This window comes from Bradyrhizobium liaoningense (assembly GCF_018130955.1).
In the GTDB taxonomy this organism is placed as follows: domain Bacteria; phylum Pseudomonadota; class Alphaproteobacteria; order Rhizobiales; family Xanthobacteraceae; genus Bradyrhizobium; species Bradyrhizobium liaoningense_C.
Map to the genome: position 1 here is coordinate 1 of NZ_JAFCJM010000083.1, position 21,607 is coordinate 21,607.

Genomic DNA, 21,607 nt, shown 5'->3' on the forward strand with positions numbered 1-21,607 from the left:
ACCCCGGCGGAAACTCTCGACCAATTGTTACGGGTGAGCGATACACAGAGTGTTGCGACGACCGGTTGAATCCGCCCCGGATCGCCCGATCGAGTCGGGCGATGACACCGAGAGTGTGGAGAGAGTCTCCGAAGCCTCTACTGCTTCGTCCCGAACGGCAGCTGCAGCGGCAGCAGCTGCTGCCCGCGCGTCACGTTCGGCGGCACCGCATCGAGGCCGAGCACGGCGCTGGCGGCGGGGAGCGCGGCGTCGGCCATCGCGGCGTGGCCTTCGGCGGAGGGGTGCACCGCGCCGCCATAGACCGCGGAGAGCACGCCCCAGGTCGCATCGTGGATGTCGGACGGCTGGCTCGCGGCGGGCAGGCCTTGCGGATAGGTCATCGCGGCAAAGTAGCTGTCATTGGCATCGCGAATCCAGCGCGCGCGGGGCAGGTAGGCGCGATAGTCGGAGGCGCTACGGCCGCACAGCATCGGTTGACTCGCGGCCGTGACGATGTCCGGGTTGAACGTCTGGCCGTTCTCGGCAAAGCAGGTGCGATCGAATTCCGGATCGTTGCCGGCGCGCGCGCAAAAGCCGTGATCGGCAAACGTCGCCTGATGGGCATCGACGAAGGTCATGCGATCGGCTTCGGGATCGCGGCACAGCGCGCCGCGCGTGCAGGTCGCGAGGCCCTTCAACTGCGGCAGGAATTCCGTGTCGACGAAGGTCGAGACGCGGGCGAGCCGCTGCGGATCGATGTTGAAGGAAGGATGAACCTCGAACCCGGCACGGCCGCCGCGGCAGGGCACGCCGCCGTCGGCCAGCGCCGGATTGGCGTAGGAGACGTAGACGACGTGGCTGAGGTCGCCGCCGACCAGCGGCTTCAGCGCCTCGCGCAGCTTGACGAAGTTTTGCGGCAGCTCGCGTGCCAGTGCGTCGCGGGAATCATCGACGCCGGCCAGCACGCCGCTGCGCGCGAACAGCGTGCGCTCGGTCGCGGTCTCCACCATCACGTCGGCGACGAGGCCGGAGAAATAGACGTCGTTGGCGCCGACCGACAGCAGCACCAAATCGAGCGTGCGATCCGGCTGACGGCGCTTGGCCGCGGTCAGGGCCTCGCGCAGCTCGGCGACCTGGGCGCTGACGTTGGTCTGGCACGTGCCGCTCTTGCCGGGCGGGCATTCGCGCGCACGCTGCGACCCGAGCAGGCCGGAGCCGATGCTGGCGCCGGTGCAGGCGAGCGGCAGGTAGGTCACCGCGATGTGCGGATAGCGCAGCGCAAGCGCAAGCGCGGTGCGGGTCTGGTAGCTGTACAGCGAGCGGTGGCAGGGGGCGTTGAACCACAGCGCGCTGTATTTCTGCCAGTTCGCGAGCGTGTCCGGCGCCTCGCAGGCGCGGCCGCCCTTGAAGCCAGCGCGGCTCGGCCGGTAGTACCCCGCGCTCGCCGTGCCGAGATAGGAGCGAAAGCAGAAGCCTTCGTCGGACAGGGCGATCGCCCGGTCCGGATTGCCTTCGCCCGAGGCGATGCTGTCGCCGAGCCCCGCCACGAAGATGTCGCGGACCTGGATCTCGGCCTGGACGCGCTGGGTCGGATCGGAGCCGGACGAGACGTCGACGGTCGCAACCGTCGGCCTGCCGTAGCGGACGCGCAGATTGACCGGCTCGGCGCAGTCGAAGGTCGAGCTTTGCGGCCCGTCGCCGTCGTCGAACGACCAGGCGCAGGTGGCACCGACCGGCACCGCGCCGCTCAGGCGCACCGTGACCGGATGGTCGATCGGGGTGAGGTAGCTTTCCTTGACGTTGTCGCGGTTGCAGGGCTCGCTGACCCGGCCCGCGAGATCGATGCAGAGGCGGTTGACGGTGTTGCGCGCCCAGCCGCGGCCGTCGCTCTGCAATTCCAGCGCTTGTTCGGAGGCGAGGATGCTGCGGTTACGCCCACTGTCGAGCTGGAGCAGGAAGTCGCGCTCTTCGCGGAACAGCCGGAAGCGGTTGCGCACTTCCCAATTGATCTGCATCGCGCCGACCTGCACGGCACCGGCGCCCTGCGCGGCCGCCCGATCGACGGGCGCCGAGATAAGGGAGCCGGCGAGCAGGGCGGCGGCGAGCAAGGTGCGAAGGGTGGGTCGGATCATGGCCCGCGTTTTCAACGTCAGAGTTGAGGCGGAAATAAGAGAAGCGCGCCGCATCGACTGCGACGTTTGGCTACCCCGTTCTCGCCTTGTCCCGGCTCGTGACTACCGTTTCGCCTGCCGCAGCGGCCGCTCCATGGGCGTCACCTGCTTGGGCAGGTTACCTTGCGCGCAGGCTTCCGCAAGCCGCCGCCGCTCCTGCCAGGGCCTCCCCACGTTCATCCAGAGCTCGCGCGTTCCCATGATCGAGATCGCGATGCCGAACGGGATCACGAAATAAAGGATGCGGAAGACCAGGAGGGTGGCCAGCAACTCCTCGCGGCCGAACTCCGGCAGCGCCACCAGCATGGCGGCGTCGAACACGCCGATGCTGCCGGGCGCATGGCTGGCAAAGCCGAGCAGGGTTGCCAGGATGAACACCACGGAGAGCGACATGAAGTCGATATGGGGGCTTGCCGGCACCAGGAGATACATCGCCATGGCGCAGAAGCCGAGATCGACCACGCCGATCAGGATCTGCACCAGTGTCAGCGGCGCCGACGGCAGCACCACCTTCCAGCCCTTCTGGCCGAGCTCGCGGCGCTTCTCGCCCATCGAGAGCCAGACCAGATAGGCGCCGATCGAGGCGAGGCCGCCGAGCGCGATCAGCCGATTGATCGCCGGCGGCAACTGGTCCATCGCGCTGGCCGCGTCCGGATGCCAGGCCATGCCGATCGAGAGCACGAAGATGTTACCGAGCCAGAAGGTCAGGCCGGAGAGGAAGCAGATTTTCGCGACATCGATCGCGTTCAGCCCGTAGTCCGAATAGATCCGGAAACGGATGGCGCCGCCCGTAAATACGGTGGCGCCGATATTGTGGCCGATCGAATAGGAGGTGAAGCTGGAGAGTGCCGCAATGCGGTAAGGAACGTGCCGCTTGCCGATCGTGCGCAGCGCGAAGAAATCGTAGAAGGTCAGCGTACAGAACGCGAAGAAGACGCATAGCGCCGCAAGCCCGATATGGCCGCGGGGAATTTCGGTCAGCGCGGTCAGGATGACGCCGGTATCGATGCCCTTGAGTGTGCGCACAAGCGTGGTCATCGCGAAGGCGATGATCATAATGCTCGCGGCAATGCCCAGCCGTCGCCAGCCGATCCATCTCTTGAAGCCGCGTTTCAGCGCGGACAGCAGTTCGTGCATTCATCCTCCCGGCGGGGCGGCAAGACCGACCCAACCGGGCCTCTGGCCGATTGGGCGCGATCATTGCCAAGGTTGGGCATCGATCGCTTGGTGTACCGGTTTCTTAAGGCAAAAACAGCGGCTTGTGCAGCCCTTGACAAGGGAGGTTCTGCATTTGACCGACCTCTTTTGTCATACGTCCTACACATTGCAGCGCGTTAACAATTCCGAGTCGCGAAAACGCGGCGTTCCGGTGCCAGCAATATGTCAAACCTGAGCGCATCGCGTCTTGTTCCAGCTCAAGCTTGTCAGCTTTTCGGAACGCCCGTGTGGGCGACCCGTTGGTGCTTTATCAGTAATCGAATGGAGCGGAGGAGGGCTTGCCTGCAAGCCTGCGCAGCTCTGCTCCCCAAGGAACGAGGATTGGAGCGACAGGATTGTTCACCAAGGACATCAAGACCATGAACGACCTGTTCGTGCATTAGTTGCAGGACATCTACTATGCCGAGCAGCAGCTCACCAAGGCGCTGCCAAGGATGGCAAATAAGGCCACCGATCCACAATTGAAGCAGGGCTTTTTGACGCATCTGTCGGCGACCATCATTCGATCATTATCGAAGCATGATGTCGAAAAACCGGCATAGTCTTCGCGCGGGGCTGCAATCCGGGTGGCAGCATGCGAAGCAACACCGTCGAGTACTCCTCTGGACCGGCGCACGAGCGCGGAGCGCGATCGGGTCTTGCAACCTCGCTGACGCTCGCGGCGATGAGTCTCGGCTATGGCGTGGTGCAGCTCGACGTCACCATCGTCAATACCGCACTCAATGCGCTGGGCGAAGCGCTGGGCGGCGGCGTGGCCGAGTTGCAATGGATCGTCAGCGCCTACACCATCTCCTTTGCCGCCTTCATTCTGACTGCGGGTGCGCTCGGCGACCGTATCGGCGCCAAACGCGTCTTCATGGCGGGCTTTGCGATCTTCACCGCGGCGTCGCTGGCCTGCGCGCTGGCGCCGAATGCGGCCGTCCTGATCGGCGCCCGGCTGCTGCAGGGATTGGCGGCGGCGATCCTGGTGCCGAACTCGCTCGCGTTGCTCAACCACGCTTATCCAGACGCCAAGCAGCGCGGACGCGCGGTTGCGATCTGGGCTGCGGGCGCAAGCTGCGCATTGACCGCCGGCCCGTTCCTCGGCGGCGGGCTGATCGCGACGGTCGGCTGGCGCGCGATCTTCCTGGTCAATCTGCCGATCGGGCTCGCGGGCCTGTGGCTGACGTGGCGCTATGCGGACGAGACCGCGCGCTCGGCCGCGCGCGAGATCGACCTGCCCGGCCAATGCGCGGCGATCGGTGCGCTCGGCGCGCTCGCCGGCGCCATCATCGAGGGCGGCGAGCTTGGCTGGAGCCATCCGGCGGTTATCGCCGGCTTTGCGGTGGCTGTCGTGTTGGGAGCGCTGTTCAACTGGAACGAGCGGCGCGCGAACCAGCCGATGCTGCCGCTGTCCCTGTTCGAGAACCGCCTGTTCGCGCTGACGTCCCTGGTCGGCCTGCTCGTCAACGTCGCGATCTACGGTCTGATCTTCGTGCTCAGCCTCTTCTTCCAGCGCGTCAACGGCCTGTCGCCGTGGCAGACCGGGCTCGCCTTCGTGCCGATGCTGGCAGCCGTGCTCCCCGTCAACCTGGCGGCGTCGCGCGTTGCCGAGCGGATCGGTCCCTTGATGACCATGATCATCGGCGCGCTGCTATCGGCGCTCGGCTGTCTCGGCATGCTCACCGTCGCACCCGACACGAGCTATTGGGCGATCTGCGTCCAGATGATCATGATGAGCGCGGGCCTCGGCCTGTTGGTGCCGCCCCTGACGTCGACGCTGCTCGGCAGCGTGGCGAAGGCCAGATCCGGGATCGCAGCAGGCGTCCTGAATGCGACCAGGCAGACCGGCAGTGTGCTTGGCGTGGCCCTGTTCGGATCGCTCATATCGGGCGATTTCATGTCGGGCATGCATGTGGCGCTCGTCATCGCCACGGTGGTGCTCGGTCTTGCGGCAGCCGCGATCTGGCGCGCCGTCCCGGCGCGCCAATAAACCAAAATGCAAGCATCCGCCCACATGTCTCGTTCACCATGAGTGGAGCCGGGGCATAGCCGGTTACCTCGTGTCCATTTCTGCTCACTCTAGTGCAGGCTCCAACGGGATCCTGCAATGTACCAAGTTCTGTACTGCCTCACCGCGGAGCACGATTGGCGCCTGGTCGCGCTCGGCGGCGCGGTGTGCCTGCTGGCCAGTGCCGCGGCGATCAGCCTGTTTCACCGGGCGCGGGCGGCCCAGGGACATTCGCGTGTGGCCTGGATCGCGCTCGATGCAGCCGTCAGCGGCTGCGGGATCTGGGCGACGCATTTCATCGCCATGCTGGCCTATGGGCCGGGCGCCGGCGCGGCCTACAACATTCCCGTAACCATCCTGTCCCTGGTCTTCGCGATATCAGTCACCTTCGTCGGCTTGAGCATCGCGGTATCCGCGGCGCGGCGGCGGTTCGTCGCCCTTGGCGGCGCGATCGTCGGCGCCGGCGTGGCGGCCATGCACTACACCGGCATGATGGCGCTGGAGATGCCGGCGCGCATCGGCTGGACCGGCGGCACGGTTGCAGCTTCGGTCCTGTTCCGCATCGTCCTCGGCGCCATCGCGCTCTCCGTTGCCGCACGGCGCGACGATATCCGTCACGGCCTGGGCGCTGCGGGCCTGTTGACGCTCGCCATCGTCTCGCACCATTTCACCGCGATGGGCGCGGTTGTGCTGACGTCGGACCCGACGCTCTCGGTCAGCGGATTGTCGATCCCGCCGGGTGCCCTGTCCTTCCTCACGGCGAGCGCTGCGGTCGCGATCATCGCCATCGCGCTCGTCGCGGCCCTTCTTGACCGGCGCGCCAAGGGCGAGCTCGGCCGCCAGCAGGTCGTGCTCGACACGGCGCTCGAGAACATGTCGCAGGGCCTGTGCATGTTCGACGCCGAGGGCAAGATCATCCTGTTCAACGAACGCTATGCCGCAATGCTCGGCCGCACCGAGATGCAGCTCACCGGCCGCTTGCTGCTCGACGTGTTGCGTGAAGAGCAGGCCAAGGGCCAGTGGCAGGGCGATCCGGACGAATTCTTCGCGCAGCTTGTCGCCGACGCCCGAGCAAGCCGCACGACGACCACCATCGTGAACCGCTTCAATCGCTCGATCCGCGTCGTCAACCAGCCGATGGTCGGTGGCGGCTGGGTCGCGACTTTCGAGGATATCACCGAGTGGCTCGCGGCGCAGGAGAAGATCTCGCACATGGCGCGCCATGACGCGCTGACCAATCTGCCGAACCGCGTGCTGTTCCACGAGCAGCTCGAGCAGGGGCTGCGCCTGGCGAGGTCCGGCGACCAGCTCGCCGTGCTCTGCCTCGATCTCGATCACTTCAAGGACATCAACGACTCGCTCGGCCACCCGATCGGCGACGCGCTGCTCAAGGAGGTCGGCCGGCGGCTGGCCGCCTGCGTCGGCGAGAACGACACCGTGGCGCGGCTCGGCGGCGACGAGTTCGCCGTCGTGCAACTCGGCAGGGAAGAGGAGGCGGCGGCCGCCGCGCTTGCCGGCCGGCTGGTCGAAGTGATCTCGGCGCCGTATGACATCGCCGACCACCAGATCGTCATCGGGGTGAGCATCGGCATTTCGCTGTTCCCCCAGGACGGCGACAATCCGAACGAGCTGCTGAAGAACGCCGATCTCGCGCTGTATCGCGCCAAGGCCGACGGCCGCGGCACCTATCGCTTCTTCGAGACCGGCATGGACGCGCGCGCCCAGGCGCGCCGCCTGCTGGAGATGGATCTGCGGGCTGCGGTGCAGCGCAACGAGTTTACCGTCTACTACCAGCCGATCCGTGACGTGGCGCGCGACGTGGTCGTCGCCTTCGAGGCCCTGGTCCGCTGGAAGCATCCCGAGCGCGGACTGATCCCGCCGGTCAATTTCATCCCACTGGCCGAGGAGACCGGCCTCGTTGTGGCGCTCGGCGAGCATGTGCTGAAGGTCGCCTGCGCGGAAGCTGCGACCTGGCCGGACGACATCGGTGTCGCCGTCAATCTGTCGCCGGTGCAGTTCAAGAGCCCGAACCTGGTGGCGTCGGTCGTGGAGGCGCTCGCGCTGTCCGGACTCGACGCCCGCCGTCTCGAGCTGGAGATCACCGAGTCCGTGTTGCTGCAGAACAGCGAGGCGACGCTGACGATTCTGCACGAGCTGCGCGCGCTTGGCGTGCGGATCTCGCTCGACGATTTCGGCACCGGCTACTCGTCGCTGAGCTATCTGCGCAGCTTCCCCTTCGACAAGATCAAGATCGACCGCTCCTTCGTGCAGGAGCTCTCGACGCGCGAGGACTCCATGGCGATCGTCCGCGCCGTGACCGGTCTCGGGCGAAGCCTCGGCATTGCAACGACCGCCGAAGGCGTCGAGAATGACGCGCAACTCGAACTGCTTCGGCGCGAAGGCTGCACCCAGGTGCAGGGTTATCTGTTCAGCCAGCCGCGGCCGGCGTCCGACGTTGCCACCATGCTGGCGCGGCCGAGGTTCCGCGCTTCGGCCTGAGCGCTAAAGCGCGATGGCTTTAGGTTGGATCTCCATCGCGCCTTAGCTCTTTGTTCGAGCATGATCTCCGCGCAAACGCGTTCTGCGTTTGTCGCGAGGGAAAACCGCTACACTCTTTTCCGGATCATGCTTTACGCCCTGCGCAGGGAGAAATGCGCGCCGCAGAACGCCATGACTGCGCCGAGGCACAGCGCGGCGAGGCCCGCGAGCACGCCCGAGATGGTCGGGATCGGGCTCGGCGCGGAGGCCGCCTGGCCGGCCCCCGCGAGCAGCAGCACGCCGACCGCGATCAAGAACTGCCGCATTCGCTGCGGGATCTGCCCGGAGGCGGCGCTGTGCATCAGCGTTGCCGTGAAGTAGCCGCCGGAGAAGCCCACCGTCGCGATCAGCCACCATGCGATCGCCGCGCCCGCCGGCACGAATTCATGCGTGTCCGAGCGCCAGAGGCCGCCGAGGTCGAGCCCGTAGCGCGCACCCAGCATGTGCACCGCGAGCGCGAGCAGCACGCCCGAGATCATGGCGCCGCCGAGGATCAGGCGGCGCGGGAAAAAGATCGTCTCAGCCATGCCCCGCTTGTAGGATGGCGCAAGGCCGCCGCGCAAGCTGGTCGCGGCGCGGCGCGGTGGATGAATTGGGATCGATGCAGATGTCCGGGATGGAGGCGAGGGCGCCTGCCAGCTGTGCGTCCAAGAGCTATGCCTACAAGGCGTCGCTGATCGGCTCGGCGCACCGGTTCGAGCTGACGGAGGAAGGGCTGTCCTGGCACATCGGCGGCCGCTCCGGCCTGTGGGTTTACGGCGAGATTTCGGCGATCCGCCTGTCGTACCGGCCGGTGTCGATGCAGCAGCACCGCTTTCGTGCCGATGTCAGCCATGCCGACGGCGGCCGCATCGCCATCCTGTCGACGAGCTGGCAGACCGCGGCGCTGATGGCGCCGCAGGACTATGGCTATCGCGATTTCATTGTCGAGCTGCATGGGCGCATGGCGAAGGCCGGCAGCCAGGCCGTCCTGACCGCTGGCCTCGGGCGTGTCACCTATGCGGCGGCGCTGGCCCTCTTGGCATGTCTGGCGGTTGCGATGGCCGGGCTCTTCATCCGCGCGCTGATGATCGGCGAATTCGCCGGCATGCTGTTCATCGTCGGCTTCGCCGCGCTGTTCACCTGGCAAGTCGGCGGCTTCATCCGGCGCAACCAGCCGCGCACCTATCGCTTCGATGCCCTGCCGGAGGACCTGCTGCCGTAACCGGCCGCAATCAAACGTGACTTCGCCGTCGTGCGCCGGTGCCGCATCGTGCGGCCATGTCTGAGACGGACCGCAGCACCCGGCTGCCGACGGCCGACGAGATCGCCGCCATCAACGCCACCCATCTGGTCGAGACGCCGCTGCGGCCGGCCGACCTCCTGTTCATGTTCGGCACCAGGGAGGACGTCAGCCTGCGCGCCGAGACCGCCGCCCGGCTGTGGCGCGAGGGCTATTTCCGCTGGTCGATTGTCAGCGGCGGGGTGACGCCCGGCTCGGAGCAATCCGAGTGCAATGTTATCAAGCCGGCGATGGTCGCGGCGGGCATTCCGGCCGAGCGGATTCTGGAAGAGCATCGCGCCATGAACACCGGCGAGAACGTCGTCTTCTCGCTGCCGATCATCGAGGCCGCCATCGGCCTGCACAACATCGAGAGCGTGATCTGCCTCGGCAACACCTGGACCGCGCGCCGCTACCCGATGACGCTGCACCGGCACTGGCCGCAAGTGACGAAGATGCTTCTCACCGTCGACGGCTTTGCAACGCCGCGCGCGCTCTGGCACACCGATGCGGAATTTCGCCGCCGCATGCTGCGTGAATGGGACAAGATCGCGTCCTACAAGGCGAAGGGATTCATCGCGGAATGGCCGGAGCCGTAACTCGCGCTACTCCGTCGAGTCAAAATCCTCTTCCCGCGCGCGCAGCATCGAGGCCAATGTGCGCAAGCCAGCGTCGAGCTGTTCGAAGCTCGGTGCCCCCAGCGCGAGCCGCACCGCGTTCGGCGCGTGACCGGAGGCGATTGCAAACGTCGTCGACGGCGTCAGCGCGATGTCGCGGCGGCCGGCGGCGGCGACGAAGGTCTGCGAGCGCCAATGATGCGGCAGCGCCAGCCACAGATGATAGGAGCGCTGGTCGGACTGGATGTCGAAGCCGGCGAGGCGCTGCGTCGCCAGGTGCTGACGCTTGCCCGCATCGATCCGTTTGAGCCGCGACAGTTCGGCCGCGGTGCCGTCGCCCATGAGGCGCTGGCCGGCCGCGAAGGCATACCCAGATGCAGTCCAGCCGCCCGAGCGCACCGACGCCATCACGCTCTCGCGCAGATGCGGTGGAGCGACGATGAAGCCGAGCGCGAGCCCAGGCGCTACTTTTTTCGACAGGCTGTCGACCACGAGGCAGCGGTCCGGCGCGAGCGCGGCGAGCGGCGCTTCGTCGGCGAGGAAGCCGTACACGGTGTCTTCGATGATCGGCAGGTCGAGCTTTTCGGCGACACGCAGGATGTCGTTGCGACGCGCCAGCGGAATGGTGATGCCGAGCGGGTTCTGGATCGTCGGCTGCAAATAGAGCGCTGCGAGATGCGCCTCGCGATGGGCCTTCTGGATGGCGTCGGGACGCACACCGTGTTCGTCCATCGACAGCGGCACCAGCGTGATGCCGAGCCGTGCGGCAATGCCCTTGATGAAGGGATAGGTCAGCGCCTCCACGCCGCAGCGTCCGCCGGCGGGAACGAGTGCTGCGAGCGCGGCCGCAATGCATTGCCGGCCATTGGACGTGAACACGAGGTGATCGGGATTCGGCGACCAGCCCTGGCGTGAGAGATAGGCGGCGGAGATGCTGCGCGTCGTCGCAGTCCCGGTGCTGGTCGCGGGGCGCAGCGCGACTTCCAGCGCGTCGGGCCGTTCGAGGCCTGCAAGACTCTTGGCGATCATCGCCGTCTGTTGCGGCAGTAACGGATAGTTGAACTCGAAATCGACACGTGCGCCGCGTGGCTCTGCCGGCGCTGCGATTCCGCGCCGCGCCTCTCCGGAAATGAAGGTGCCGCGCCCGACTTCGCCGACCACGAGCCCGCGGCGCAATAACTCCGTGTAAACCCGGCTCGCGGTAGAGACGGCAATCCCGCGCTCGTACGCAAAACTGCGTTGCGGCGGCAGCCGATCGCCCGGTCTGCGGGCACCGCTCGAAATCTCGGCAGCGATCGTATCGGCCAGTTTCACATACTCGAACTTCGACATTATTGCACCGAGAGCAATGTTTTCCTTGCACCGAGGATTGTACTGGAGCATTTAAGTTCCATCAAGTTCCGCGATTGGACCGAGGGCTGCGAGAGCAATCCGAGGGCAATAAGGAGCAGGCGCTTCAGCGCCTGGGCCGACGGCCACCCGTCGCCGCGTGGGACCGATAGCCGGAGAAGAAAAAATGACCACGATCTTGCAGACTGCCGGGCAGAATTTGAGCCCATCCTCATCGAGCGGATTTCTCCGCTCCATCGTCAACAGCGTGCAGGCGCTGTTCGACCATCTGGAGCGCCGTGCCGCCATCAAGACGCTGAACGAGCTCGACGACCGCGCGCTGCGCGACATCGGGATCGCGCGCTCCCAGATCGAGGATGCCGTCTACGGATCGGTAAAAGCCGAGCTGACGCGCTATCTGTGACGCGCTGTCTGGCCGGGGCATGCCCCGGCCAGACGGTCATTCCGGTCTGGTCCGAAGGACCAGACCTCCGAGCGCGATTGCGCTTCGGGGAATCTCGAGATTCCGGGTTCGATGCTGTGCATCGCCCCGGAATGACCGTGCAACCAAAATTCTAGTGTCTCACCACCAGCACGGAGCACTTTGCGTAGCGCACGACGTGGCCCGCGTTCGAGCCCAGAAAATAGGTGCGCATCGCCGGCCGGTGCGAGGTCATGACGATGAGGTCGGCCTTCATCTGGGCCGCTTCCTCCAGGATCTCGTGATAGATGCCGCCCTGCCGCACCACGCTCGAGATGTGACCGGCTTCGATGCCGGATTCGCGCGCGACGATGGCGAGCGCCTCTTCGGAGGTCTGACGCTGCTGCTCGTCGAAATCGGCCGGGACGTATTCGGCCAGCATCACCGGCGTCATCGGCAGCACGTTGAGCAGGCGCACCGCGCCGCTCCAGGTCTGCGACAGCGTCGCCGCGGTCGCGATGGCCGGCTTCGCCAGATCGGTGTCGGCGAGGTCGATGGGCACGAGGATGGACTTGAACATCTGCGCCTCCAAATCTTGTCTTCAACAGCCTGCTGTCGATCAAGCTGAATCGGAAGACTTGAGACAGCGCCCGTCGTCTCACGCCTGCTTCAGCAGCTTGGGGCTGACGAACAGCGCCAGCTTCCCGCGGCGGTATGCCACGTCACCCCAATCCTTGACGTCAAAGTCGAAGATCGCAAGTCCCGCCGTGGGCAGATTGTGGGCGAGCGCCTTGCTGCTCGCAGCATCGCCACTGCCTGTCAGCATCAGCGCGAACTCGTGCATGCCGGGATTGTGGCCGACCAGCATCAGCCGTTTGGGATTTGCCGGAATTGTCGCGGTGCGAATGGTTTCCAGGAGGTGCGCCGGATCGGCGCCATAGAGTTCCGGCAGGAATTCGACCAGCGGCGCAGCGACGTGCGCCTTCATGGCCTCCCAGGCGAGGTCCCAGGTCTGCTTGGCGCGTACCGCCGGCGACACCAGTACCATGTCCGGGGAGGGCCCGTGATCGGCGATCCATTCGCCCATTCGGGCCGCGTCCTTATGGCCGCGGTCGTCGAGGCGGCGATCCTGGTCCCGGCCGCTTGGTGCGTCAGTCTCGGTCTTGGCGTGACGCAACAGCAACAGACGGCGCATGGCATTCTCGAATCGTTGGGACCAGGAATTAATCTACAGACGCCGGTTGAGGACAAGGTGACAAGCGCCCGATCGGTCCTTTAAGAAAACGATATGAGCGAGACTTTCACAAGCGTGTCCCAGGATGAAGCCGGCTTCCGCGAGCGCGCGCGGCTGTCCTTCGATCTCGATGCCGATATCTGCGTCATCGGGGCCGGATTGGCCGGATTGACCGTCGCGCTGGAAGCCGCCCGGCTCGGGGCGAGCGTCGCGGTGTTGGAGGGGCGGCAGATCGGGTGGAATGCCTCCGGCAACCAGCTCGGCACTGTGATGCCGGGGTTTGCACTGCCGCTGGCCGATCTGATCGAGCGCGTCGGTTTCGAGGATGCCCGGGAGCTCTGGACGTTGTCGCGGGAAGGCGCCGAATTCGTCCGCGCCAACGCCACCGAGGACGCGATGCCGGGGATCGGCCTCAGCGAAGGTGTGCTCGAAGTCTCCAACGTCGATGTCGGCGACCGCCTGATCAGCCGCCTCCAGATGCTGAACGAGGACTTCGATACCGATGTCCAGGGATGGCAGGCCGAGCGCGTGCGCGAGACGCTGAAGACCGACCATTATTTCCATGGCGTCTATTATCCCCGGGCGTTCCAGGTCGACGGCCGCAAATATGTCCACGCGCTCGCGGCGCTGGCGCGGCGGGCTGGTGCGCGGATTTTCGAGGACACGCCGGTCGTCAGCATCGATCATTCCGGCATCCGCAAGCGCATCGTCACGCCGACGGCGCGCTTGCGCGCCTCGCATATCGTGCTCGCCGGCAACATCCATCTCGGCGCACCGCTGAGGCGCCTGTCGGAAACCTTGCTGCCGGTCTGGCGCTATGCCGGCATCACCGAGCCGCTCGGCGAACGCGTGCACGAGATCGTCGCCTTCAAGGGCTCGGTGATGGATACCGACGGCGTCGATCATTTCCGCATCGTCGACGGCGATCGGCTGATGTGGGCAAGCCCGGAAACGACCTGGGACGCCAAGCCGCAGCGCTTTGCCGGCGCGATCGGCAGGCGGATCCGTAGCATATTTCCCGATCTCGGCGATGTGGCGATCGCGGAGGTCTTTGGCGGCGTCACCGGCCAGACCGTGCACGGCATGCCGCAGATCGGCCAGTTGCGCAAAGGCCTGTGGGTGGCGAGCGGCTTCGGCCGCCAGGGCATGAACACCTCGGCAATGGCCGGCCAGTTGATTGCCCGCAGCATCCTGTGGGGCGACGAGCGCTGGCGGCTGTTCTCGCCGTTCGAACTGGTGTGGGCGGGCGGGCCGACCGGCCGCGTCGCCGGCCAGTTGATCGGGATGTGGGGCAGGGCGAGCTCGGCAGCCGCGGGCACGCTTGCCCGCTACCGGGAGCGCGCCCGGGTCAGGGAACGCGAACGCGAGGCGCGGCTTGCCGAGGCGAACCGGGCCGCCGGCACCGGACCGCGCCGTCCGCCGCCCGGCGCCGTCCGGCCGGCCCGCCCGATGCCGCCACCGGAACCGGTACGCCAGGAAGGCGAGGGCATCTCGCAATAGGAAGCCATCTCGCGATAAGTTGAGAAAATTCACCGCCTGACCGTGTAACGTCGGGCGTTGAAGCCCGTATCTCAGCGCGTGGACAGTGAAGAGTCCCTTCGCACGGAGAAAGAGATGTTTGACCGCCGCATCCTGCTGACGACCGTTGCCGGCCTGTTTGGCCTTGCCGCGTTCCGCTGGCTGAGAGCCACGCCGGCACAAGCCGCGGAACAGTTCGAGATCGAGAAGACCGAGGCGGAATGGCGCGCCCAGCTCACGCCGCAGCAATATGAAATCCTGCGCAACCACGGCACCGAGCGGCCCGGCTCGAGCCCGCTCTTGAAAGAGAAGCGCAAGGGCATCTTCGCCTGCGCCGGCTGCGACCTGCCGCTGTTCTCCTCGGAGACCAAATTCGAGAGCGGCACGGGCTGGCCGAGCTTCTACCAGCCGATCGAAGGCAATGTCGGCAAGACCGAGGACCGCACCTACGGCATGGTCCGCACCGAGGTTCATTGCCGTCGCTGTGGCGGCCATCTCGGCCACGTCTTCGACGACGGTCCGAAGCCGACGGGACTGCGCTATTGCATCGACGGCTTTGGCCTGGTCTTCCATCCCGCCGCGGCCTCGGCAACGTAAGGCGTTCCGTCGGCCCGCACATGACGATACGCCCCGGCAAATGTTGCCGGCCCGGCAATTGTGCCCCGGTCGGTTGGCCGGGGCCTCTCCATTTAAGTCATTGATTTCACGAAGATACCCGCATTGGCATAGGCCTTGCGACTGTCTCCTTCGATTGCGGCCATGGGCACCAGGTGTCGGCTGGCCGCCGAGATCGAATTTGGAGACAAAGTTATGGGTATCTTCGATGCGATGAACACGTCGGTGGGCGGCCTTCAGGCGCAGTCCTACGCGTTGCAGAACATCTCCGGCAACATCGCGAACTCCTCGACCACCGGCTACAAGGGCATCGGGACCAGCTTCGTCGATCTCATTCCGGACTCCTCGGTCCCGAGCAAGCAGGTCGCGGGCGGCGTTACCGCCAACGCGAAGGCGACCATCACGACGCAGGGCACAATCTCCTCGTCCAGCGTCGCCACCAACATGGCGATCACCGGCGACGGCTTCTTCTCGGTGCAGAAGGCGAGCGGCGTCGTCGACAACGTGCCGGTGTTCGACGGCGTCACCTATTACAGCCGCCGCGGCGACTTCCAGGTCAACGCCAACGGCAATCTCGTCAACGGTGCCGGCTACTATCTGATGGGTGTCGCGGTCGACCCGAAGACCGGCAATCCGACCGGCAGCGTGCCGACGGTGCTGCAATTCCAGAACAACTTCGTCCCGGCGCAGGCCACGACCTCTATCCAGTACGCGGCGAACCTGCCGACGCAGCCGAATACGGTGGCGAGCTCGACCGCGACGCCCGGTTCGCTGCTGGCCGCCGGTGGACTCAATCCGTCGGATTATGCCGCAAACCCGCTGGCGGTGGGCACCCCACCGGCGCCCTATACCAATGCGACAGCTTCCGGCGCGGCAGCCACGGGCAATATCCGCTCGGCCTACTCGTCGACGACCCAAGTTGGGACGACCGCACTCCAGAACAACTCCGCCGCCGCGGCATCGACGACCACATCCCTCGATAACGCCGCGGGCGTGCATCTCGCGTCGAGCATACTCACCGGATTGAGCGGTCAGACGCTGACGATCAACGGCAACACGATCACCTTCAACAACGGCACCACAGTCACGCCGGCCGGCAACAACACCACGATCGGCCTCGGTGCGGGCACCACCGCGACGGTTCAAGACATCTTGACTGCGATTCAGTTGGCCGGTGGCGCCGGTGTCTCCGCAAGCCTGACCGCCAGCGGCAACATCCAGATCGTCAGCGGTGCGACGACGGACGTGGCGGTTGGCAGCGGCACGGCGGCAACGGCGCTGGGTATCAGCAGCGTGACGCGCGGCGGCAACGTGCTGTCGACGCCAGCGATCTCGGGCGCCACGGTGTTGAGCGGTGCCGCGACGGCAGGCGGCGCACAAGTGCTCTCGTCGGGCTTTGCCGCCGGCGACACCATCACGGTCGACGGTGCGACGCTCACCTTCATGGCTTCCGGCGCCTCGGGTGCGAACCAGATCAACATCACAGACAATATCACGACCCTGCTCGGTAAGATCGACGCGCTCTCCGGCGCCTCGGGGTCCTCGGTCAGTGCCGGCGGTGTGATCACGATCAACACCGGCACAGTGTCCAACTTGTCGGTGTCCAGCTCCAACAGCTCTGCCTTCGCTGCGCTCGGCTTCACGTCGACCATCACCAAGAATCGCAACGGCGGCGGCACCGCCGGCACGGGGACCGTGATCGGCAACGACATCGCCACCTTTACGAAGGAATCGATAAGCGGCGGCGCGGTGACCGCTTACAACGCGGCCGGCACGCCGGTGAACCTGCAATTGCGCTGGGCCAAGACCGACAGCGCCTCGCTCGGCACGGGTCACGCCGACACCTGGAACCTGTTTTATCAGACCGATCCGAATGCGACCGGCACGACGGTCGGCTGGGTCAACACCGGGCAGGCCTTCACCTTTGCCAGCGACGGCTCGCTGACCTCGCCCACCGGTTCGGGCATCACCATCAACAATGTCAGCGTCAGCGGTCAATCACTCGGCTCTGTCGCCTTCAACATCTCCTCGGGCGGCCTGACGCAATATGCAAGCACCAGCGGAGCGGTGACCATCAACACCATCACGCAGAACGGTTACGCCGCCGGCCAGCTCCGCTCCGTCGCCGTCAACAACAATGGCCTGGTGGTCGGCACTTTCTCCAACGGTCAGAACCTCGACCTCGCCCAGGTGACGCTGTCGCACTTCAACGGCACCAACTACCTGAAGGCGCTCGATGGCGGCGCTTATGCCGTGACCGACCAGTCGGGCCCGGCCATCGCGGGTGCCTCGGGCGCCATCAGCGGCTCCTCGCTGGAAGGCTCCAACACCGACATCGCCGACGAGTTCACCAAACTGATCGTGACCCAGCAGGCCTATTCGGCCAACACCAAGGTGATCACGACGGCGAACTCGATGGTGCAGGACCTCTTGAACGTGTTGCGCTGATCGGCTTCTCGATACGTAACGTAACCAAAGGCGGCCAGTAAGATGGGTTTGAGTTCAGCCCTCGCCAGTGCGATGAGCGGTCTGCGTGCCAACCAGGCCGCGCTGTCGATCGTCTCGTCGAACGTCGCAAACTCGCAGACGCCGGGTTACGTCACCCAGACGCCCAACCAGATCGAGGTCTCCACCGGCGATTTCGGATCGACGGTGGTGACGACCGGCGTCAGCCGGGACCTCGACAATTTTGTGCTGGGCCAGCTGCGCACCGAGACGGCCGGCAGTGGTTATGCCGACCAGATGGCCAACATTCTGAAGCAGCTTCAGAATGTCTATGGCAATCCCGGCGGCAGCGGCACGCTCGAAACCGCACTCAACACCTTCACCAACTCGCTGCAGGCGCTGTCGACCAGCGCCGGTTCCTCGTCGGCGCAGACGGTCGCGCTGGCGGCAGCGCAGTCGCTGGCCCAGCAGCTCAACGTCTCGACCAAGGGCATCCAGTCGCTGCGCTCCAATGTCGAGCAGGACCTCGGCACGTCGGCGCAGCAGGCCAACGCTGCGATGCAGAAGGTCGCCGACATCAACACCAAGCTCCAGGGCCTGGCGGCGAGCGATCCGTCCGCCGCAACCCTGATGGACCAGCGCGACCAGGCGATCAACACGCTGTCGAAATTCGTCGACGTGCGCGTCACCGTCGACGGATCGAACCAGGCCAACCTCTACACCACCACGGGCATTCAGCTCGTCGGCGCCGGGCTTGCGTCGCAGTTCACCTTTGCGTCGGCCGGTGCACTGACGGCGACCTCGCTCTACAACATCGATCCGGCGAAATCGACCGTCGGTGCGCTCAACATCAAGCTGCCGAACGGCTCGCAGCTCGATGTCGTCGCCAACAACGTCGTGTCCTCCGGCCAGATCGCCGCCGACCTCAAGCTGCGCGACCAGACGCTGGTGCAGGCGCAGAACCAGCTCGACCAGCTCGCTGCGACGATGTCGAGCGCGTTGTCCGACAAGACCACGGCAGGCACCGCGACCTCGACCACGCCGGCGGGCTTCGATCTCGACCTCGCCGGTTCTCTGCCGGGCAACACGGTCAACATCACCTACACCGACACTGCGACCAACACGCAGCGTCAGGTCACGCTGGTCAATGTCACCGATCCGGCGGCGCTGCCGCTCCAGAATGCCCCCAACGCCAACCCGGTACAGGTCGGCGTCAACTTCTCCAACGGTATGGGCGCGATCGCGGCGGCGCTGAACAACGCGTTGCCCGCTTCGCATCTGGCGTTCTCCGCGGCGCCGTCGCCCGCGACGGCCACGACGCTGCGCGTCACCGACGACGGCTCGGGTCTTGCCAAGATCAATTCGACGTCGACCACCAAGACGATCTCGTCGCTGACCTCGGGCAATCCGCAACTGGCGCTGTTCACGGACGGCGGGCAGGCGCTCTACACGGGTGCTATCACCTCGTCCGGCTCGCAGATGACCGGCCTTGCCGGGCGCATCGCCGTCAACACGGCCGTCTCGGCCGATCCGACCAGGCTGTCGGTGTACAACACGTCGCCGGTGACGCCGTCCGGCGATACCACGCGTTCGGACTTCCTCTACTCTCAGCTCACCAACACGGTGTTCTCCTATTCGCCGCAGACCGGACTGGGTTCCGCGAACCAGCCGTTCACCGGCTCCGTCTCGAGCTACCTCCAGCAGTTCCTGAGTATCCAGAGCAATGCCTCGACCCAGGCGACGCAATTGCAGCAGGGCCAGAGCGTCGTGGTCTCGACGCTGCAGGCAAAGTTCAACTCGACCTCCAGCGTCAGTCTCGACACGGAGATGTCGAACCTGATCCAGCTTCAGAATGCCTATGCCGCCAACGCCCATTTGATGTCGGTGGTGCAGAACATGATGAACACCTTGATCCAGGCCCAGATCTAACCGGCAGGTTCTGAAACATGTCGATCAGCAGCATCAATTATTCCGCATCGATCCTCGGCGGGCAGATCCGCAACATCAATCAGCAACTCACCGACCTGTCGACGCAGCTCTCCACCGGCAAGCTGTCGCAGAGCTATTCGGGCATGGGTACCAACGAGGGCTTTGCAATCGCCTCGCGCGCGCAGCTATCGAACATCTCCGCCTATACCGACACGATCACCAATGTGAATGTCAGCATCAACATGGCCAACACGGCGCTGCAGGCGCTGACGACCATTCGCAGCAACACGCAGACCGGCGCCGCGAACACCGCGCAGGACCTCAACGTCAACGGACAAACGATCGCGCAGAACACCGCGGCGGCCCAGTTCGGCTCGATGGTCGGCGTGCTGAACACGCAGACCGGCAACCGCTATCTGTTTTCCGGGACGGCCTTCAACACGCAGCCGGTTGCGAACGCCGGCGATATCATCAACGGCACCACGACGCAGGACGGCTTCAAGACCGTGATGGCCGAGCGTCAGGCGGCCGACCTCGGCACCAATGGCATGGGGCGGTTGGTGCAGACGCAGCCGACCCCAAGCTCGATCAACGTGGCCGAGGACTCCGCCACGTCGCCGTTCGGATTGAAGCTTGCGGCGGTTTCCTCGACACTGACCGGCGCGACGCTGACCGGCCCGAGCGGATCGCCGGTCTCGTTTTCGATCGATCTCAATGGCAACAATCCCGCTGATGGCGACAAGCTGAGCGTTCAGTTCACGCTGCCGGACGGCACGACCGAGCAGATCGACCTGACCGCGAGCAGCAAGACGCCGACGCCCGTGGGCAGCTTCGCGATCGACACCACGACGCCGGCCAACACGGTGACCAACCTCAACACCGCGCTGAATACCGCCATCAAGAAGCTCGCCGGCACCTCGCTGGTGGCGGCATCCGCGATTACGGCGGGCGACAATTTCTTCAACACAGTGGGGTCCGCGACTGCGAACGTGGCGGCCACCGGCAATCTGCGCTCGGCCTATACCTCCACAACTGCGACTGGCTCGGTCGCCTTGCAGGACAACGCAGCGGCCGCGGCAGCCTCGACCACGTCACTCGATGCGACTGCAGGCAACCATCTCGCTTCGGGCGTCCTCACCGCGCTCAGCGGGACGACGCTGACGATCAACGGCAACACTGTCACATTCAACGGCGGAACCACCGTCTCGACAGTCGGCAGCAACACGACGATCGGTCTGGGCGCAGGCACCACCGCGACGGTTCAAGACATCCTGAATGCGATCCAGACCGCCGGCGGCGCAGGCGTCACGGCGACGCTGAGTGCCAGCGGTAACATCCAGATCTCTACCGGCACGACCACCGACGTCTCCGTCACCGGCGGCGCGGCAGCGACGGCGCTGGGCATCAGCAGCTCGGCGCGCGGCGGCAACGTGCTGTCGACGCCCCCGATCACCGGCTCAACCTTGCTGAGCGGTACTGCGACCGCGGGCGGCGCGGAAGTGCTCTCACCAGGCTTTACGGCCGGCGACACCATCACGGTCAACGGCACGACGCTGACCTTCGTGGCCTCGGGCGCGACCGGCAACCAGCTCAACGTCACCGACAGCATCCAGACCCTGATGAGCAAGATCGACCAGATCACAGGGACCTCGAAGCCGTCGACCATCCATGGCGGCGTGATCACGATCAACACCGATGACCCCGGCAGTCTGAACATCACGAGCTCCAGTGCGACCGCGCTCGGATCGCTCGGCTTCACCTCGACCACGATCACGGCGGCAAAGGCCCCGCTGCGGGTCGGTTCATCCCCCGCGGGAACGGCCACGACGCTTGTCAACGGCACGGCCAACACCGTCAGTTGGTACAATGGCAATGACGGGCCGGGCTCGGCGCGCTCCACGGCGGTGGCGCGGGTCGACGACTCCATCACGGTCCAATACGGCGCGCAGGCCGACGAGGATGCGATCCGGCGGCAGTTGCAGGCGATCGCCGTGTTCGGAACGTTCTCGACCTCGACCACGGGGCAATATTCGAAAGGTGCGGTCGCAGCCCTCAGCCAGAGAACGGCGCAGGCGCTGACCCAGCAGCCCGGCCAGCAGCGCATCGAGGACATCCAGACGGATATCGCGATGGCCCAGAATACGATGAAGGACGCGACCACGCGCCAGACCCAGGCCAAGGCGCAGCTCCAGACCATTATCGACCAGGCTGAGTCGGCCTCGCCGGACCAGGTGGCGAGCGAAATCCTGTCGCTTCAGAACGCGCTCCAGGCCTCTTACCAGACCACCGCGAGCCTGGCGCAATTGTCGCTCGTGAAGTTCCTCTGAGGGTGTCCGTTAAGG

16 protein-coding genes and 1 pseudogene are annotated in these 21,607 nt (G+C 65.7%); 11 read left to right on the forward strand and 6 right to left on the reverse strand.

The annotated features are described in order from the left end of the window. Positions 1–137 precede the first annotated feature (137 nt). A complete protein-coding gene (locus JQ632_RS35570; protein ID WP_212407379.1) occupies positions 138–2,111 on the reverse strand; it encodes a hypothetical protein in 1,974 nt (657 codons plus the stop codon). A gap of 102 nt (positions 2,112–2,213) precedes the next feature. Continuing rightward, a complete protein-coding gene (locus JQ632_RS35575) occupies positions 2,214–3,287 on the reverse strand; it encodes a YbhN family protein (RefSeq protein WP_212407380.1) in 1,074 nt (357 codons plus the stop codon). 464 nt (positions 3,288–3,751) lie between these two features. On the opposite strand from JQ632_RS35575, the pseudogene JQ632_RS35580 reads away from it, so the two are divergent. The 3 genes and pseudogenes from JQ632_RS35580 to JQ632_RS35590 all read left to right on the forward strand — a co-directional run. Next, positions 3,752–3,865, forward strand: a pseudogene (locus JQ632_RS35580) (DUF892 family protein); the annotation flags it as partial. Positions 3,866–3,942: 77 nt separating this feature from the next. Then, positions 3,943–5,340, forward strand: coding sequence for an MFS transporter (locus JQ632_RS35585; protein ID WP_212407381.1), 1,398 nt, complete (start codon positions 3,943–3,945; stop codon positions 5,338–5,340). Between the two features lie 117 nt (positions 5,341–5,457). Further along, positions 5,458–7,857: an EAL domain-containing protein gene (locus tag JQ632_RS35590; protein WP_212407382.1), complete on the forward strand. Its 2,400-nt coding sequence runs from the start codon at positions 5,458–5,460 to the stop codon at positions 7,855–7,857. A 131-nt stretch (positions 7,858–7,988) separates the two neighbouring features. Here the strand turns inward: JQ632_RS35590 and JQ632_RS35595 are convergent, their stop codons facing one another. Then, the gene (locus JQ632_RS35595; protein WP_212407383.1) at positions 7,989–8,423 is read right to left on the reverse strand and encodes a hypothetical protein; all 435 of its coding nucleotides are present in this window, start codon (positions 8,421–8,423) and stop codon (positions 7,989–7,991) included. Positions 8,424–8,497: 74 nt separating this feature from the next. Between JQ632_RS35595 and JQ632_RS35600 the strand changes: the two genes are divergently transcribed. Together JQ632_RS35600 and JQ632_RS35605 are read left to right on the forward strand one after the other, a co-directional pair. Continuing rightward, positions 8,498–9,100: a hypothetical protein gene (locus JQ632_RS35600; protein WP_212407384.1), complete on the forward strand. Its 603-nt coding sequence runs from the start codon at positions 8,498–8,500 to the stop codon at positions 9,098–9,100. A gap of 56 nt (positions 9,101–9,156) precedes the next feature. Further along, complete coding sequence (locus JQ632_RS35605) at positions 9,157–9,756, forward strand: YdcF family protein (protein ID WP_212407385.1); 600 nt, start codon at positions 9,157–9,159, stop codon at positions 9,754–9,756. Positions 9,757–9,762: 6 nt separating this feature from the next. Here the strand turns inward: JQ632_RS35605 and JQ632_RS35610 are convergent, their stop codons facing one another. Next, positions 9,763–11,106 (reverse strand): PLP-dependent aminotransferase family protein, encoded by a 1,344-nt coding sequence (locus JQ632_RS35610; RefSeq protein WP_212407386.1) that lies wholly within the window; start codon positions 11,104–11,106, stop codon positions 9,763–9,765. 184 nt (positions 11,107–11,290) lie between these two features. Between JQ632_RS35610 and JQ632_RS35615 the strand changes: the two genes are divergently transcribed. Next, a complete protein-coding gene (locus JQ632_RS35615; protein ID WP_212407387.1) occupies positions 11,291–11,527 on the forward strand; it encodes a DUF1127 domain-containing protein in 237 nt (78 codons plus the stop codon). 151 nt (positions 11,528–11,678) lie between these two features. Here JQ632_RS35615 and JQ632_RS35620 read toward each other — a convergent pair whose 3' ends face one another. Together JQ632_RS35620 and JQ632_RS35625 are read right to left on the reverse strand one after the other, a co-directional pair. Continuing rightward, the gene (locus tag JQ632_RS35620; protein ID WP_212407388.1) at positions 11,679–12,104 is read right to left on the reverse strand and encodes a universal stress protein; all 426 of its coding nucleotides are present in this window, start codon (positions 12,102–12,104) and stop codon (positions 11,679–11,681) included. A gap of 78 nt (positions 12,105–12,182) precedes the next feature. Beyond that, entirely contained in the window at positions 12,183–12,719 is a 537-nt protein-coding gene (locus JQ632_RS35625) for a histidine phosphatase family protein (RefSeq protein WP_212407389.1), read from the reverse strand. A 93-nt stretch (positions 12,720–12,812) separates the two neighbouring features. Between JQ632_RS35625 and JQ632_RS35630 the strand changes: the two genes are divergently transcribed. From JQ632_RS35630 to JQ632_RS35650, 5 genes are all read left to right on the forward strand, one after another. Then, positions 12,813–14,258, forward strand: a complete 1,446-nt coding sequence (locus tag JQ632_RS35630; RefSeq protein ID WP_212407390.1) for an FAD-binding oxidoreductase — start codon at positions 12,813–12,815, stop codon at positions 14,256–14,258. A gap of 114 nt (positions 14,259–14,372) precedes the next feature. After that, positions 14,373–14,873 (forward strand): peptide-methionine (R)-S-oxide reductase MsrB, encoded by a 501-nt coding sequence (gene msrB / locus JQ632_RS35635; protein ID WP_212407391.1) that lies wholly within the window; start codon positions 14,373–14,375, stop codon positions 14,871–14,873. 213 nt (positions 14,874–15,086) lie between these two features. Beyond that, a complete protein-coding gene (locus tag JQ632_RS35640; RefSeq protein WP_212407392.1) occupies positions 15,087–17,339 on the forward strand; it encodes a flagellar hook-basal body complex protein in 2,253 nt (750 codons plus the stop codon). A gap of 42 nt (positions 17,340–17,381) precedes the next feature. Then, positions 17,382–19,265 (forward strand): flagellar hook-associated protein FlgK, encoded by a 1,884-nt coding sequence (gene flgK / locus JQ632_RS35645; protein WP_212407393.1) that lies wholly within the window; start codon positions 17,382–17,384, stop codon positions 19,263–19,265. Positions 19,266–19,282: 17 nt separating this feature from the next. After that, positions 19,283–21,592 carry a flagellar hook associated protein gene (locus JQ632_RS35650; protein WP_212407394.1) on the forward strand — a complete coding sequence of 770 codons (2,310 nt, stop codon included), beginning with the start codon at positions 19,283–19,285 and terminating at the stop codon, positions 21,590–21,592. Positions 21,593–21,607: the final 15 nt, after the last annotated feature.

Bases quoted from the DNA above. Each gene is read 5' to 3' on its own strand.
- JQ632_RS35570 (WP_212407379.1), bottom strand. From the start codon at position 2,111: ATGATCCGACCCACCCTTCGCACCTTGCTCGCCGCCGCCCTGCTCGCC.
- JQ632_RS35575 (WP_212407380.1), bottom strand. From the start codon at position 3,287: ATGCACGAACTGCTGTCCGCGCTGAAACGCGGCTTCAAGAGATGGATC.
- JQ632_RS35585 (WP_212407381.1), top strand. From the start codon at position 3,943: ATGCGAAGCAACACCGTCGAGTACTCCTCTGGACCGGCGCACGAGCGC.
- JQ632_RS35590 (WP_212407382.1), top strand. From the start codon at position 5,458: ATGTACCAAGTTCTGTACTGCCTCACCGCGGAGCACGATTGGCGCCTG.
- JQ632_RS35595 (WP_212407383.1), bottom strand. From the start codon at position 8,423: ATGGCTGAGACGATCTTTTTCCCGCGCCGCCTGATCCTCGGCGGCGCC.
- JQ632_RS35600 (WP_212407384.1), top strand. From the start codon at position 8,498: ATGCAGATGTCCGGGATGGAGGCGAGGGCGCCTGCCAGCTGTGCGTCC.
- JQ632_RS35605 (WP_212407385.1), top strand. From the start codon at position 9,157: ATGTCTGAGACGGACCGCAGCACCCGGCTGCCGACGGCCGACGAGATC.
- JQ632_RS35610 (WP_212407386.1), bottom strand. From the start codon at position 11,106: ATGTCGAAGTTCGAGTATGTGAAACTGGCCGATACGATCGCTGCCGAG.
- JQ632_RS35615 (WP_212407387.1), top strand. From the start codon at position 11,291: ATGACCACGATCTTGCAGACTGCCGGGCAGAATTTGAGCCCATCCTCA.
- JQ632_RS35620 (WP_212407388.1), bottom strand. From the start codon at position 12,104: ATGTTCAAGTCCATCCTCGTGCCCATCGACCTCGCCGACACCGATCTG.
- JQ632_RS35625 (WP_212407389.1), bottom strand. From the start codon at position 12,719: ATGCGCCGTCTGTTGCTGTTGCGTCACGCCAAGACCGAGACTGACGCA.
- JQ632_RS35630 (WP_212407390.1), top strand. From the start codon at position 12,813: ATGAGCGAGACTTTCACAAGCGTGTCCCAGGATGAAGCCGGCTTCCGC.
- msrB (WP_212407391.1), top strand. From the start codon at position 14,373: ATGTTTGACCGCCGCATCCTGCTGACGACCGTTGCCGGCCTGTTTGGC.
- JQ632_RS35640 (WP_212407392.1), top strand. From the start codon at position 15,087: ATGGGTATCTTCGATGCGATGAACACGTCGGTGGGCGGCCTTCAGGCG.
- flgK (WP_212407393.1), top strand. From the start codon at position 17,382: ATGGGTTTGAGTTCAGCCCTCGCCAGTGCGATGAGCGGTCTGCGTGCC.
- JQ632_RS35650 (WP_212407394.1), top strand. From the start codon at position 19,283: ATGTCGATCAGCAGCATCAATTATTCCGCATCGATCCTCGGCGGGCAG.